This window comes from Streptomyces corchorusii, from assembly GCF_001514055.1.
GTDB classification, from domain to species: Bacteria; Actinomycetota; Actinomycetes; order Streptomycetales; family Streptomycetaceae; genus Streptomyces; species Streptomyces olivaceoviridis.
The window spans coordinates 620,024-633,387 of the sequence record NZ_KQ948351.1; the positions used below are offsets into that span (position 1 = coordinate 620,024).

The 13,364-nt window shown below is 70.0% G+C and carries 13 protein-coding genes and 3 tRNA genes; 9 read left to right on the plus strand and 7 right to left on the minus strand.

The genetic code is table 11. The features are described from left to right. The first annotated feature begins 119 nt into the window (after positions 1-119). Positions 120-1,319, plus strand: coding sequence for an RNA polymerase sigma factor (locus AQJ11_RS02690; RefSeq protein WP_279616936.1), 1,200 nt, complete (start codon positions 120-122; stop codon positions 1,317-1,319). A gap of 33 nt (positions 1,320-1,352) precedes the next feature. Here the strand turns inward: AQJ11_RS02690 and AQJ11_RS02695 are convergent, their stop codons facing one another. The 4 genes from AQJ11_RS02695 to AQJ11_RS02710 all read right to left on the minus strand — a co-directional run bounded on the left by AQJ11_RS02695 (position 1,353) and on the right by AQJ11_RS02710 (position 6,899). Continuing rightward, complete coding sequence (locus AQJ11_RS02695) at positions 1,353-3,281, minus strand: ABC transporter ATP-binding protein (RefSeq protein ID WP_058080430.1); 1,929 nt, start codon at positions 3,279-3,281, stop codon at positions 1,353-1,355. Then, on the minus strand, positions 3,281-5,014 hold the full coding sequence (locus AQJ11_RS02700) for an ABC transporter ATP-binding protein (protein WP_058080429.1): 1,734 nt from the start codon (positions 5,012-5,014) through the stop codon (positions 3,281-3,283). Before AQJ11_RS02700 ends, AQJ11_RS02695 begins: the two co-directional genes overlap by 1 nt. A gap of 105 nt (positions 5,015-5,119) precedes the next feature. Continuing rightward, positions 5,120-6,559, minus strand: a complete 1,440-nt coding sequence (locus AQJ11_RS02705; protein ID WP_041665153.1) for a xylulokinase — start codon at positions 6,557-6,559, stop codon at positions 5,120-5,122. 34 nt (positions 6,560-6,593) lie between these two features. Continuing rightward, on the minus strand, positions 6,594-6,899 hold the full coding sequence (locus AQJ11_RS02710) for a hypothetical protein (RefSeq protein WP_014672542.1): 306 nt from the start codon (positions 6,897-6,899) through the stop codon (positions 6,594-6,596). Between the two features lie 158 nt (positions 6,900-7,057). On the opposite strand from AQJ11_RS02710, the gene AQJ11_RS02715 reads away from it, so the two are divergent. The 3 genes from AQJ11_RS02715 (at position 7,058) to AQJ11_RS02725 (ending at position 7,459) form a co-directional block, all read left to right on the plus strand. Continuing rightward, positions 7,058-7,130 (plus strand) — tRNA-Asn (locus AQJ11_RS02715). 6 nt (positions 7,131-7,136) lie between these two features. Then, positions 7,137-7,209 (plus strand) — tRNA-Asn (locus AQJ11_RS02720). 176 nt (positions 7,210-7,385) lie between these two features. Next, a tRNA-Ile gene (locus AQJ11_RS02725) sits at positions 7,386-7,459 on the plus strand. A 238-nt stretch (positions 7,460-7,697) separates the two neighbouring features. Here the strand turns inward: AQJ11_RS02725 and AQJ11_RS02730 are convergent. The 3 genes from AQJ11_RS02730 to AQJ11_RS02740 form a co-directional block, all read right to left on the minus strand. Continuing rightward, complete coding sequence (locus AQJ11_RS02730) at positions 7,698-8,147, minus strand: hypothetical protein (RefSeq protein WP_059261667.1); 450 nt, start codon at positions 8,145-8,147, stop codon at positions 7,698-7,700. A 238-nt stretch (positions 8,148-8,385) separates the two neighbouring features. Then, the gene (locus tag AQJ11_RS49060; protein WP_159061622.1) at positions 8,386-9,288 is read right to left on the minus strand and encodes a hypothetical protein; all 903 of its coding nucleotides are present in this window, start codon (positions 9,286-9,288) and stop codon (positions 8,386-8,388) included. Positions 9,289-9,384: 96 nt separating this feature from the next. Beyond that, positions 9,385-9,756: a hypothetical protein gene (locus AQJ11_RS02740; protein ID WP_059261669.1), complete on the minus strand. Its 372-nt coding sequence runs from the start codon at positions 9,754-9,756 to the stop codon at positions 9,385-9,387. Between the two features lie 257 nt (positions 9,757-10,013). Here AQJ11_RS02740 and AQJ11_RS02745 point away from each other — a divergent pair, with 257 nt between their 5' ends. The 5 genes from AQJ11_RS02745 (at position 10,014) to AQJ11_RS02765 (ending at position 13,360) form a co-directional block, all read left to right on the plus strand. Further along, the gene (locus AQJ11_RS02745) at positions 10,014-10,274 is read left to right on the plus strand and encodes a helix-turn-helix domain-containing protein (RefSeq protein ID WP_244218075.1); all 261 of its coding nucleotides are present in this window, start codon (positions 10,014-10,016) and stop codon (positions 10,272-10,274) included. 86 nt (positions 10,275-10,360) lie between these two features. Next, entirely contained in the window at positions 10,361-11,461 is a 1,101-nt protein-coding gene (locus tag AQJ11_RS02750; RefSeq protein ID WP_059261671.1) for a YqaJ viral recombinase family nuclease, read from the plus strand. Continuing rightward, complete coding sequence (locus AQJ11_RS02755) at positions 11,461-12,408, plus strand: recombinase RecT (RefSeq protein ID WP_059261672.1); 948 nt, start codon at positions 11,461-11,463, stop codon at positions 12,406-12,408. The genes AQJ11_RS02750 and AQJ11_RS02755 overlap by 1 nt, the downstream gene beginning before the upstream one ends. Positions 12,409-12,410: 2 nt before the next feature. After that, positions 12,411-12,641, plus strand: a complete 231-nt coding sequence (locus AQJ11_RS02760) for a hypothetical protein (RefSeq protein ID WP_059261673.1) — start codon at positions 12,411-12,413, stop codon at positions 12,639-12,641. After that, positions 12,638-13,360 carry a hypothetical protein gene (locus tag AQJ11_RS02765; protein ID WP_159061623.1) on the plus strand — a complete coding sequence of 241 codons (723 nt, stop codon included), beginning with the start codon at positions 12,638-12,640 and terminating at the stop codon, positions 13,358-13,360. Before AQJ11_RS02760 ends, AQJ11_RS02765 begins: the two co-directional genes overlap by 4 nt. Positions 13,361-13,364: the final 4 nt, after the last annotated feature.

The following is a 13,364-nucleotide window of genomic DNA, read 5'->3' on the forward strand; positions in this document are numbered from 1 at the left end:
GACCAAGGGCCCGCAGTTGCCAATCGCATAGTCCAACGAGACGAGTAACCGACCGGTGACGGACCGGACGCAAAAAGTCACGGCACGACCCTCGTGGCGGGGTTGTGTCGTACTCCACACTGGGGGCGGTGCCCGAGCCTCGGAGCGCACGCTGCCGCACACCTTCAGCAGCGATCATCCTGGAGGTCGCCCCCGTGCAGACCCAGACCCTCACCCAGACCGACAGCAGCACCAGCGCCACCGGCATCACCGCGGACGAGCCGGACGCGGAGGCGGACGTCCTCGCGGCTGTGCCCCCGCAGAGCCGTGCCGCCCTGCATCCCGAGGCGGAGCCGCCCGCCGACGCGCTCGTGGACGAACCCGAGGAACCCGTCGAGGTCCCGGCCGTCGCCCGGGTCGAATCCGGCGGTCCCTCCGCCGACCTGTTCCGCCAGTACCTGCGCGAGATCGGCCGCATCCCGCTGCTCACCGCCGCCGAGGAGGTGGAACTGGCCCGCCGGGTGGAGGCCGGCCTGTTCGCGGAGGAGAAGCTCGGCACCACCCCCGACCTGGACAGCGAACTCGCGCAGGACCTGGACCGGCTCGTCGTCATGGGCCGCATGGCCAAGCGCCGGCTCATCGAGGCGAACCTGCGGCTCGTCGTCTCCGTGGCCAAGAGGTACGTCGGCCGCGGCCTGACCATGCTCGACCTCGTCCAGGAGGGCAACCTCGGGCTCATCCGGGCCGTGGAGAAGTTCGACTACGCGCGCGGCTACAAGTTCTCCACCTACGCCACCTGGTGGATCCGGCAGGCCATGTCCCGGGCGCTGGCCGACCAGGCCCGCACCATCCGGGTCCCGGTCCATGTCGTGGAGTTGATCAACCGGGTCGTGCGGGTCCAGCGGCGGATGCTCCAGGAGCGCGGCTACGAGCCGACGGCGGAGGAGGTCGGCGCCCATCTGGACCTGCCGCCCGAGCGGGTCGGCGAGGTGCTGCGGCTCGCCCAGGAGCCGGTGTCGCTGCACGCCCCGGTCGGCGAGGAGGACGACGTCGCCCTCGGCGACCTCATCGAGGACGGCGACGCGACGAGCCCCGTCGAGTCCGCCGCCTTCCTGCTGCTGCGCGAGCACCTGGAAGCGGTGCTGTCCACGCTGGGGGAGCGCGAGCGGAAGGTCGTCCAGCTCCGGTACGGCCTGGTCGACGGCCGCCCGCGCACCCTGGAGGAGATAGGCCGCATCTTCGGCGTGACCCGCGAACGGATACGGCAGATCGAGTCCAAGACGCTGAACAAGCTCCGGGACCACGCCTTCGCGGACCAGCTGAGGGGCTATCTGGACTGAGGGGCCGCCGCCGCGCGACGGCCCCCCCCGTGCCTAGTCGACCTCGGCCACCGCCTGCGCGAACTGGGCCTTGTACAGCCGGGCGTAGGCCCCGTCCGCCGCCAACAGCTCCTCGTGCGCGCCCTGTTCGACGATGGACCCGTTCTCCATCACGAGGATCGTGTCCGCGTCCCGGATGGTCGACAGCCGGTGCGCGATCACGAACGACGTACGGCCGGCCGCCAGCTTGGCCATCGCCTTCTGGATCAGCACCTCCGTGCGGGTGTCCACCGAACTCGTCGCCTCGTCCAGCACCAGGATCACCGGGTCGGACAGGAACGCCCGCGCGATGGTGATCAGCTGCTTCTCACCGGCGCTGACGCCCGTGCCCTCGTCGTCGATCACGGTGTCGTAGCCGTCGGGCAGGGTGCGGATGAAGCGGTCCGCGTGGGCCGCCCGGGCCGCCTCCTCGATCTCCCCGCGCGTGACCTCGCGCGAGGCGCCGTACGCGATGTTCTCCGCGATGGTGCCGCCGAACAGCCAGGTGTCCTGGAGCACCATGCCGATCCCGGACCGCAGTTCGTCCCGAGTCATGCTCCGGATGTCGACCCCGTCCAGGGTGATCCGGCCGCCGGAGACGTCGTAGAACCGCATCAGCAGGTTGACCAGCGTGGTCTTGCCCGCGCCGGTCGGGCCGACGATCGCCACCGTGTGCCCCGGCTCCACCGTGAGCGACAGGTCCTCGATCAGCGGCTTCTCGGGGTCGTACCGGAACGACACGTGCTCCAGGCGCACCCGCCCGCGCAGCTCCCCGGGCCGCTCGCCCGGCACCGGATCCGCCTCCTGCTCCTCCGCGTCCAGGAGTTCGAAGATCCGCTCGGCCGAGGCGACACCGGACTGCACCAGGTTCGCCATCGACGCGACCTGCGTCAGCGGCATCGAGAACTGCCGCGAGTACTGGATGAAGGCCTGCACATCACCGATGGAGAGCGCGCCGGACGCGACCCGCAGACCGCCGACGACCGCCACCAGCACGTAGTTCAGGTTCGACACGAACATCATCAGCGGCTGCATCACCCCGCTGTGGAACTGCGCCTTGAACGCGGCCTGGTACAGCGCCTCGTTCTGCTCGGCGAACTGCCGGGCCGACTCCTCCTGCCGCCCGAACACCTTCACCAGGGTGTGCCCGGTGTACATCTCCTCGATGTGCGCGTTCAGTTGGCCGGTGGTGCGCCACTGCTGCACGAAGTGCGGCTGCGACCGCTTGCCGACCCGGGTGGCGACCAGGAACGACAGCGGCACGGTGACCAGCGCCACCAGCGCTAGCAGCCAGGACACCCAGAACATCACCACGAGCACGCCGACGATGGTCAGCACCGAGTTGATCAGCTGTCCCATCGACTGCTGGAGCGTCTGCCCGACGTTGTCGATGTCGTTGGTCGCCCGGGACAGCACCTCACCGCGCTGGCGCTTGTCGAAGTACGACAGCGGCAGCCGCGACAGCTTGGCCTGCACGTCCTCCCGCAGCCGGTACATCGTGCGGTTCACCGCCCGGTTGACCAGCCGCGTCGCGACCGCCATCAGCAGGCCGGCGACCAGGAACACACCGAGCGCGAGTAGCAGGACGTGCCCGACGGCGTCGAAGTCGATGCCCTTGCCGGGCGTGAAGTCGGTGCCCTGAAGCACGTCCGCGATCCCGCCCCGGCCACGCTCGCGCAGGGAGTCGAGGACCTGCTCCTTGGTGGCGCCGGCCGGGAACTGCCGGCCGACGATGCCCGCGAACACCAGGTCGGTGGCCCGGCCGAGGATCTTCGGGCCGATGACGCTCAGGCTCACGCTGACGACCACGCACAGCAGCAGGCCGTAGATCGTGAGGCGTTCCGGTTTGAACTGGGCGACGAGCCGTTTGCCCGACCCCTTGAAGTCCATCGAGCGCTGGTCGGGGCCGCCCCCGGCCATCATGCGTCCCATGGGCCCGGCCATCAGGCGGCCTCCGCTTCCGTCAGCTGGGAGAGCACGATCTCCCGGTAGGTCTCGTTGGATGCCATCAGCTCGGCGTGCCGGCCGGAACCGACCACCCGGCCCTCGTCCAGCACGATGATCCGGTCCGCGTCCCGGATGGTCGCCACCCGCTGGGCGACGATCACGACGGTCGCCTCGGCGGTCTCCCGGCCGAGCGCGGCGCGCAGGGCCGCGTCCGTGGCGTAGTCGAGCGCGGAGAAGGAGTCGTCGAAGAGGTAGATCTCCGGGCGCTGCACCAGCGTGCGGGCGATGGCGAGCCGCTGCCGCTGGCCACCGGAGACGTTGGTGCCGCCTTGCGCGATCGGCGCGTCCAGGCCGCCCTCCAGATTCCGCACGAAGTCCTTGGCCTGCGCCACCTCCAGCGCGTGCCACAGCTCCTCGTCGGTGGCGTCCGGATTGCCGTACCGCAGGTTGGTCGCGACGGTGCCCGCGAACAGGTAGGGCTTCTGCGGCACGAGTCCGACCGTCCGGGCGAGCAGGTGCGGCTCGACCTCGCGGACGTCCACGCCGTCCACCAGGACCTCGCCCTCGGTGGCGTCGAACAGCCGGGGGACGAGACCCAGGAGGGTCGACTTGCCGCTGCCGGTGGAGCCGATCACGGCGGTCGTCTGCCCCGGCCGGGCCACCAGGTCGATGGACTTCAGCACCGGCTCCTCGGCACCCGGGTAGCGGAATCCCGCGCCCCGGATCTCCAGGTGCCCGTGCGCCCGCAGCTCGGTGACGGGGGCCGTCGGCGGTACGACGCTCGAATCGGTCCCCAGGACGTCCTGGATGCGCTCGGCGCACACCTCCGCGCGCGGCACCATCATGAACATGAAGGTGGCCATCATCACGGACATGACGATCTGCATCAGATAGGCGAGGAACGCGGTGAGGTCGCCGATGGCCATCCCGCCGCTGTCGATCCGGTGGGCGCCGAACCACACGACCGCGATGGACGACAGGTTCACCACCGTCATGACGATCGGGAACATCAGGGCCAGCAGCCGGCCCGTGGCCAGCTGCATGTCGGTCAGCTCGCCGTTGGCCGTGCCGAACCGGCCCTGTTCGTACTCGTCCCGGACGAAGGCGCGGATCACCCGGTTGCCGCTGATCTGCTCGCGCAGCACCCGGTTCACCGTGTCCAGCCGGACCTGCATCGCGCGGAACAGCGGGCGCAGCCGGCGCACGATGAGCGTGACCGAGATGCCGAGCACCGGTACCACCGCGACCAGTACCCCGGACAGCGGAACGTCCAGACCGAGGGCCAGCACGATGCCGCCCACGCACATGATGGGCGCCGACACCATCAGGGTGAACGTCAGCAGGGCCAGCATCTGGACCTGCTGCACGTCGTTCGTCGTACGGGTGATGAGCGAGGGCGCCCCGAAGTGACCCAGTTCACGCGCGGAGAAGGACTGGACCCGGTCGAAGACGGCGCCGCGCACATCCCTGCCGAGCGCGGAGGCGGTCCGGGCGCCGTAGTACACGGCACCGATGTTGCACACCACCTGCACCAGCGAGATGCCGATCATCAGGGCACCGAAGGACAGGATGTAACCGGTGTCACCCTTCACGACACCGTTGTCGATGATGTCCGCGTTCAGAGTGGGCAGGTAGAGGGTGGCGCAGGTCTGCAGGAACTGCAGCACCACCAGCAGGGCGATGGGTTTCTTGTAGGGCCTGAGATAGGTCCGCAGAAGTCGTATGAGCACGCTACGTCTCTCGGAGTCGGCGACAGGGGCTGGTCGGTTGCCCTTGGCCCCTATCGTCGGACACTCCACCGGCGTTACCTCAACTGGTTAATCCTCCGCCGGTCTTCAGGGACGGAACGCTCCGGGGTGGGTCTGCTCCCGCACCGCCGTGAACTGCTGCCGCACCGCCTGCCCCACGGCCAGCTCCTCGCCGGGCTCCAGCACCTGCGCCGCCGCGCCCTGCCAGGCCGGCGGGGTGCGCGGGTCGAGTGTGCCCTGCGACACACCGAGCGCCCAGGCCGCCTGCCGGGCCGCGCCGATCGCCGTGTAGTCCGCGGGCTGCGGTACGACGACCTGCGCGCCGAACAGCGAGGGCGCCGCGGCCTGTACGGCGGGCAGCTCGGCGGCCGGGCCGAGCAGGAAGATCCGGCGCACGTCCACGCCGCGTCCGCGCAGCACGTCCAGCGCGTCGGCCAGGCCGCACAGCATGCCCTCGAACGCGGCCCGCGCCAGGTGCTCGGGCTTCATCGACTCGCGCCGCAGCCCCGCGAGGGTCCCCGCGGTGTGCGGCAGGTTCGGCGTCCGCTCGCCCTCCAGGTACGGCAGCAGCACCAGCCCGTGCGCGCCCGGCGTGGACTTCATCGCCAGCTCGGACAGGCTCTCCAGATCGGGCAGGCCGAGCAGCTCGGCGGCGCCGCGCAGGGCGCGTACGGCGTTCAGGGTGGTGACGACCGGCAGGTGCATGCCGGTGGCGTCGGCGAGGGAGGTGATCATCCCGGACTGGTCGGTGAGCGCCTCCGGGTGCACGGCCATCACCGAGCCGGAGGCCCCGAGGGACACGACCGCGTCCCCCAGCCCGATCCCGAGCCCGAACGCGGCGGCCATGGTCTCCCCGGTGCCGGCGGAGATCAGCAGGCCCTCCGGGGTCGTACCGGCCGCGTCGGAGGGGCCGATCACCTCCGGCAGCACCGCCTGGTGGCCGAGGGCCAGTTCGACCAGGTCGGGCCGGTAGGCGCCGGTGGCCGCCGACCAGTACCCGGTGCCGGAGGCCCCGCCGCGGTCGGTGGTCCGCCGCACGGGCCGCCCGAGGAGCTGCCACACGAGCCAGTCGTGGGCCTGGAGCAGGACGGCCGTGCGCAGCGCGTTCTCGGGTTCGTTCTTCGCGAGCCAGCGCAGCTTGGTCACCGGCTGGGCCGCCTGCGGGACGGATCCGACCGCCTGCGCCCAGGCCTCCCGGCCGCCGAGCGCGTCCACGAGGTCGGCGGCCGCGACCTGGGCGCGCTTGTCGCCGCCGACCATCGCGGGGCGCACGGTGTTGCCCTGGGCGTCCAGCGGGACCACCGCGTTCTGCTGGGCCGACACGCCGATGGCCTGCACGCCCTCCAGCAGGCCGCCGCCGGCTGCCTCGCCGAGCGAGAGCAGCCAGGCCTGCGGGTCGATGTCGCTGGGCCGGCCCTCGACCGGGTGCGGGGCGTACCCCTGCCGTAGTACGGCACCGGTGTCCGTGTCGCAGACCACGATGCGTGTGAAGTCCGGTGAGCTGTCCAAGCCGGCGACTATCCCCATGCGGAGAATTTTGCCGCATTCCCGGGAGTGGCCCTTACGTGTTGCTCGTGCCCCAGTCGTCCTCGGTCCTGACGTCGCCGTTGCGGTCGCGCAGGGAGCGCACCCGGTGGGCCACCGACTCCGGGACCCGCTCGCCGACCTTGTCGCTGACCGTGTGGAAGGCCTTGCCCGCGTAGACGCGGCCCTGCTGGGCGGCCGTCTCGGCGGTGTTGCGCACCGCGGGGTTCTGCGCGACCCGGCGGGCCGACTTCTTCAGCTGCTCGTAGCGCTCTCGACCGGCCCTCGTGCCGAGTACGTAACCGAGGGCCAGTCCGGCGAGGAACGTGAGCCGGTAGCGCATGGCTGCCACCCTTCCCGTGCGTAGGTTTCTGATGCCGCGCTGGCGCCGGGGGATACCGATTGGCGGAGCACCCCCCTGCTTGCGCTAATGTATGTGTCGCAGCGAGCGCCCGCCCCCTGGCGAATACCCAGGTAGGTACGTTCGATGCAACGAGGCGATCCTCCGTAGCTCAATTGGCAGAGCAGCCGGCTGTTAACCGGCAGGTTACTGGTTCGAGTCCAGTCGGGGGAGCTTCGGTCCTCCGTAGCTCAATTGGCAGAGCAGCCGGCTGTTAACCGGCAGGTTACTGGTTCGAGTCCAGTCGGGGGAGCGCTGAACGAGGACCCCTCCGGGGTCCTTTTTCATGTCCCCCGGGAACCGCCGCGGCCTGCGGCGCTGTCCTCAAGGTCATGAGCAGCGCGGAAGCCGACCATCCGAGGCAGGAGATCGTATGAGCGGCTATGCTGCGGCAGACGGCGCGCACACTTGTACGCGACACGCCGCTATGGGGCGGTAGCTCAGCCGGTTAGAGCAGCGGACTCATAATCCGTCGGCCGTGGGTTCGAGTCCCACCCGCCCCACCCCTGGCGCTTCGCCGCAGAAACCTTCCCACCTGCGGCGGAGCGCCGAACTGTAGGCACGCTCAGGCGTCACCCGAGCGGTTCAAGATCGCTTGCTCGCCCGCTGCTCGCCCGAAGCGTCAGGGCATGAAAAGGCCCGCGACCTGACCACCCGGTCGGTGTGCCGGGCGTGCAGGGCGCGGGCCTGAGGATGAGCGGCTGTCCCGCTCCGCGGGCCGTCGCTGCCGCTCCCAGCGCGCTACTCCACGACGGTGAGGAAACGCTGGTGGGCGACCTGGGAACTACTGTCGGCGGACTCGGTCGTCTGCTCGTCCGTGGCCGGCTCGCTGGTCTTCGAGGCCGGCGGGATGGTGGTCCGGGCGGCCGAGCGCTTCGGCGTCCCCGTCTCGGCCGGGCCGGGGTGGCGCGGCGCGGCGACCCGGCGGACGCGCCCTACGCCGTGGATGAGGGCACGGGCGGCGAGTCGACAGCGCCGGAACGAGATGCGGTGCCGCCGCTGTTTGCCTGGCCGGCCGTCACTGCCCGGGTCGGCGGCGGCGTACCTTGGGCCGGAAAGCGCGGCCCTCTGGGCTGCCAGTTCGGCCTGGAGCTGCGTGATCAGCGCCCTGTTTCTCCGGTATCCCTGGAAGAGAAGCACCACCGCGAGGAGTGCGGCTCCCAGTACGCCCGCTAGGACGATGTCGATCACGTCTGCCCCCTAAGGCTCAGGTCAAACAGTCGTTCTCATCGTTGATTGCCGTAGGCATCGAAGGCTAGTTCGACAAGGGTTTGTTGTCCTTTCGTGACAGGAGTAATCAGCCGAACACTCATGGTGTGGCGCAATGTATGAGACATCATCAGATGCCGCGACCGCGTGACTGGTAGTCAAGTGCGGGCGAAGCGGACTATGTCTGGGTCTCTTCCGGCCATCTCCGCGAGCACCTGCGTCAAATGCAGATGTCGATGGGCGGCACGTGGATGTGGATGGTGCAGCCCGGGTCGTGACCGCTGTCGGGCGGCGTCGGTGGACTCGCCGGGGGCGTGGACGGCGGTGCGGGCGGCGGCGTGGTCGGTGGCGCGGTCGGTGCGTCCGTCGGCGGCGCGGGCGGGGTCGGGGGTGCGGGCGTGGTCGGCGGCGCCGGTGTGCTTGGCATCGTTGTCGTAGGCGTGCTCGGTGTGCTCTCGCCCGGTGTCTGATCGCCCGTTGGTGTGCCGCTGCCAGGAGTGTGCTCGCCACCGATGTCCGCGATCGTCAGAGCGGGCCCGCGGTGGGCGGGCGTTCCGCTCTCTCTCGGCGTGGGCTCGTCGACGCGCACGATGCCGTCGCGGGACTGGGTCTCGGTGTCGGCGTTGTCGCCGCTCGCGCTGTCCGAGGGTGCGGGGCTGTTGCTGCCACTGGCGCCGGGTATGTGCGGCGCGCTGGCAGGGGACTGAGCGCGGGACCCTGTCTGTGCACCGCCGTCCGAGGCGGTGATGTGGTACGCGGCGGCGGCGGTCGCGGCTGTGGCGACGACGACGGCCGAGGCGGTGGCTACGTGGTGGTGTCGCCATGTGTTCCGTAGCCGGCTGCCAAGCCAGGCGAAGGCGGCGGCGAGCCCGCCCAGGTACAGCGAGAGGTGGCGCTTGCGGCGGACCGGCTCTGGCTCGTCAGCTAAGCACGTCTCGTCGGCCTCGTCCGGTTCGAGGTCCGCTGTTTGCTGTGCGGCTTGCTGGAGCGCCAGGATTTTCGCCGCCGTGACCTCGGCTTGCAGTTGGGCGATCTTCGCAGCGTTCCTCCGGTGTCCCCGGTAGACGACGATGATGCCCAGCACTGCGCAGCCGAGGACGGCGGCCAGCAGTATGTCTGTCACTCATGCTCCCTGTCACGTAAAACATAAACAGAGCTATGTGACACACCGTTAACTGCCGCGCACAACAGGTTTTCTGATCACAAGTTGATCAAGTCGTCAGCCGGCGCGTCGACGCCAGCGGTCCCCTTCTTCCGTCTCCTTCTGTGGTGCGGGCTGCTGGGCGAGGCCGACACGTCGCAGTACCTCGTCTTGCGCCTCTGGGGGAAGGGTTGCAAGGAGGGTGGCGATTGCGTCGATCTGTGGGTTGATCGCGGCTGATCCTGGCGTGCTCGCCGGTGTCGGCGGCGCGGCGAGTTCGTCCAGGAGGTCGGCGGCGGTGTTGCGATCGACTTGGCGGAGCTGGTCTGAGGTGATGCCTACGGCTTGTGCCACGCGGGCCAGGGTCTCGTCGGGCGCCTGCACAGCGACGCGTACGCCCTTGATGTCCTGGTAGCCGTTGACGATCTGCCGCCATCGGGTCTCACTCATGCCGGCTCTCCGTGCCGCCTCACGTCCTGATAGGCGGGATCTGCGGAGAGCCTCCTTGATCAATGCCGCCTCGGGGGGCGGGTTCGGTGTATGCGCGTCCATGTCCGCAGGTTCGCATAAGTACGCACAACTTCGCCACACGAACTCGCGCACTGGCCAGAAAAGTGCTGCGCACTGTGTGATCGACGTCACATTTACTGCGTACTGCGCACACTACGCAGTACTACGCATAGAGTGTGCGTATGTCCACTACCCGCATGCGACGCCGAAATGGCGCGCCCTTCCAGCACTCCCCGGAGGCGGTGAGGAGCGCCCGCGAGAACGCGGCGCTCAGTCAAAAGGCCTTGGCGGAGAAGTGCGGGATCAGCGCGCAGCTCCTCTGTGACATCGAGGCCGGCCGCAGGAACGCGACGCCGAACCGGCTGCGCGCGATGGCCCGCGTACTGGGCTGCGAGGTCGCAGACCTGCAACCGCGCAAGGACGAACCGCCTGCGGTCATCGAGAGGCAGGCGTCGTGAACACGCCCGCATGTGAAGAGGCCGCCGAGCCGTGCCGGGCTCAGCGGCCTCCATCCCCCGAACGAACCCATGTAGGAGAAGGAACGTTGTCTCAACAGGCTACCCACCCGTGGACCCCACCAGAGTCCACACCGGATGACCTCGCGTACGGGGCGCCGACCGCACGGCTCATCCTCCCTGCCGGCGACCTGGCCGACCCCGAGTACAAGGCTCGGTGGGACAAGGTCCGCCGGACCGGCATCGGCGGGTCCGAGGTCGCGAAGATCCTCGGCCTCAACAAGTACGCGGGCCCCCGCCACGTGTACGAGGAGAAGCACGGCCGGCCCGTCCCGATGGACGCCCAGCTCAGCGAGTACGCCGAGGTGGGCCAGGAAATCGAGGACTTCATCGCGTACATGTTCACGAGGCGGACCGGCATCGGTGCAATGCCGACGCCGGGGACGCTCGCGAACGTCGACCGGCCATGGATGCGCTCCAACGTCGACAGGTACGCCCTCGACCCACAGACCAACGAGGTCGTCGCCCCGATCGAGCTGAAGAACCGCAGCGCCTACCAGCTCGACGACTGGGAGGACGGTGTCCCGGACGGGCCCGCGCTCCAGGTCCACTGGAACCTCGCGGTCGGCGGCTGGGAGTACGGCTGGGCCGTCGCCCTCGTCGGCGGCAACACCCTCAGGTACCACCGCATCGAGCGGGATGAGGAACTGATCGGGCTCCTCATCGACACGTGCGGGCGCTGGTTCCAGCGGCACGTCATCGAGGGCTACCCGCCGCCCGCCGACGGCCTGGACGCGACGAAGGACCTCCTCGGCCGCCTCTGGCACGTCAAGCCGAAGGACGTCATCGAGGTGCCCCGCGCGAAGGCGGAGAAGCTCCGCAAGCGGCGCGCGGCGCTGCTCGCCCAGATCGAGGAGCTGGACGAGCAGAAGACCCAGATCGAGAACGAGATGCGTCTGATCTGCGGCGACAAGGCCAGCATCGCGGAGGTCGAGGGCAAGAAGGCCTGGTCGTACGTCCAGAACGGCACGTTCGCGCCGAAGCGGTTCGCGGAGAAGTACCCGGAGATCGCCGCCGAGTGCCGGAAGACGGTCGAGGTCCTGGACCCGGACCAGATCAAGGAGAAGTACCCCGTCGAGTACGAGGCGTGCTGCGCCCGGGTGCTGCGCGTGCCCAAGAAGGAGCTGTGATGGCCCTGACCACCCTGAAGGAACGCGTGCAGGCGCGGGCGGCGGCGGTCGCCGACGCCGAGGACATCCGGCACGACCGGGCGGACGAGGGCGAGGAGATGCCCGCCGGCCACGGCCACGACGTCGAGCGGTTCCGTGCCGACATCGAGGCCGCGCTGCCGAAGCACGTCAGCGTCGACCTGTTCCTGGCCTCGCTGCGCCCCGTTCTGCCGAAGCTGCGGAAGTGCACGCCGGCGAGCGTGCTCCAGGCCGTCATCACGGCTGCCAGGTTCGGGCTGGTCCCCGATGGCCAGCAGGCGGTCATCACCGCCGACGACGGGATCGCGACGTTCCTCGCCACCTACGAGGGTTACGTCGAGCTGATGTACCGGTCGGGCCTGGTGAAGTCCGTGGTCGCGAACCTGGTGTACGAGGGCGACGAGTACGAGTTCGTGCCGACGGCCCGCGCCGGTGAGGACTTCGTGCACAAGCCGAACGTCCTCACGTCGAAGAAGAACCTCAAGCCGCTGTTCGCGTACGCGTTCGCGTGGCTGGAGGGCGGCGCCCGGTCGAACGTCGCGATCGTCACGCTGGAGGAAGCGGAGGAGATCCGCGACGAGCACTCCAGGGCGTACCAGCGGGCGGAGGCGAACGGCCAGAAGAACAGCCTGTGGCACACCCGGTTCGACCGCATGCACCTGAAGACGGCGATCCGGCGCCTGGCGAAGCTGGTGCCCAAGTCGGCTGAGCTGCGGGCGCTGATCGCGGTCGAGCAGGCCGCCGAGGACGGCACGCCTCAGATTCTCACGGCGATCGACCCGGAGACAGCCGCGCTGGAGGGGGAGGCCCGACGAGCCGCGCGCGCGGCCGAGGCGTCGCAGGACGTCCCGGCGTCCCGCCTGCCGGTGAAGAAGCGGGGCCGGGCCAAGCCGAGGGCCCGCCGTCGTGACAGGAACAAGAGGCGGTAGCCGTGCTGGCCGCCTTGCTGTGCCGGGCCCGCGCGTTGCTCGCGGGCCCGGCCCCCGCCCCGGCCCCCCAGCCGGCCTCGCCGCTGCCCGCCCTGTGGGCGGCCGGCCACCTCGACATCGCCGACTTCTCTGACTGCCCGCGCGAGAACCGCCGGACCCCGCACGCGATGCGCGCGGACGGCTCCCGGCGCTGCTTCCGCTGCGGGCACGAGACCCCAGGACAGGACTTATGAGCATCACCTACAACGAGCCGTTCGGGCCGATGTATCTGCGGCCGGCTCAGGCTCCCTGCCCCAACTGCCCGTGCTGCTCGGCGCCCCTGTGTGAGAAGGGCGCGAGGAGTGTGATGCAGTGCCACGGCCACGTGTCCGACCCCGAGCTGGTGACTGCCGTCTCATCGTGCCCGTGCTCGGCGGAGACGACCCGGGCCACCCACGCGTGGCGGCTGGCCCAGCTCCGCGTCGTGAAGCACGCCACCGAGCATCCGTTACCGAAGGCCGCCGAGTACGTGCTGCGGGCCCTGGCCGACGGTGACAGCTTCGAGGACCCCACCGACGAGCTGTGCGGGCTGCGCGCCCGCCGCTACGTCGACGGTGACGGTGAGGCGTGGCGGATCACGCTGCTCGGCCGGCGGTACCTGCTCGCGCTCGACGAGCCCCGCTACACCAGCGCGGTGTACGTGAACACGGTCGACGTGCCCACGCGGACGGCGCAGGTCGTCGTCCTTGGCTGGCACATGGAGCGGGAAGTGACCGTGCTCGCCGACCAGCTCGCCGCCGCGGCCGAGCTGGAGCTGGGGGAGCTGCCGGGCTGCTACCTGGAGGCGAAGGTCAACGTCGGCGCGGCCGACCCGGACGACCTGGTGCTAACCCGTATCCAGGTGCCCGCGCCGATCACCGAGGACTACGTCGCGGTGCGCCCGGTGTGGCTGCGGGACGGCGGTGCTCGGTGAGCGA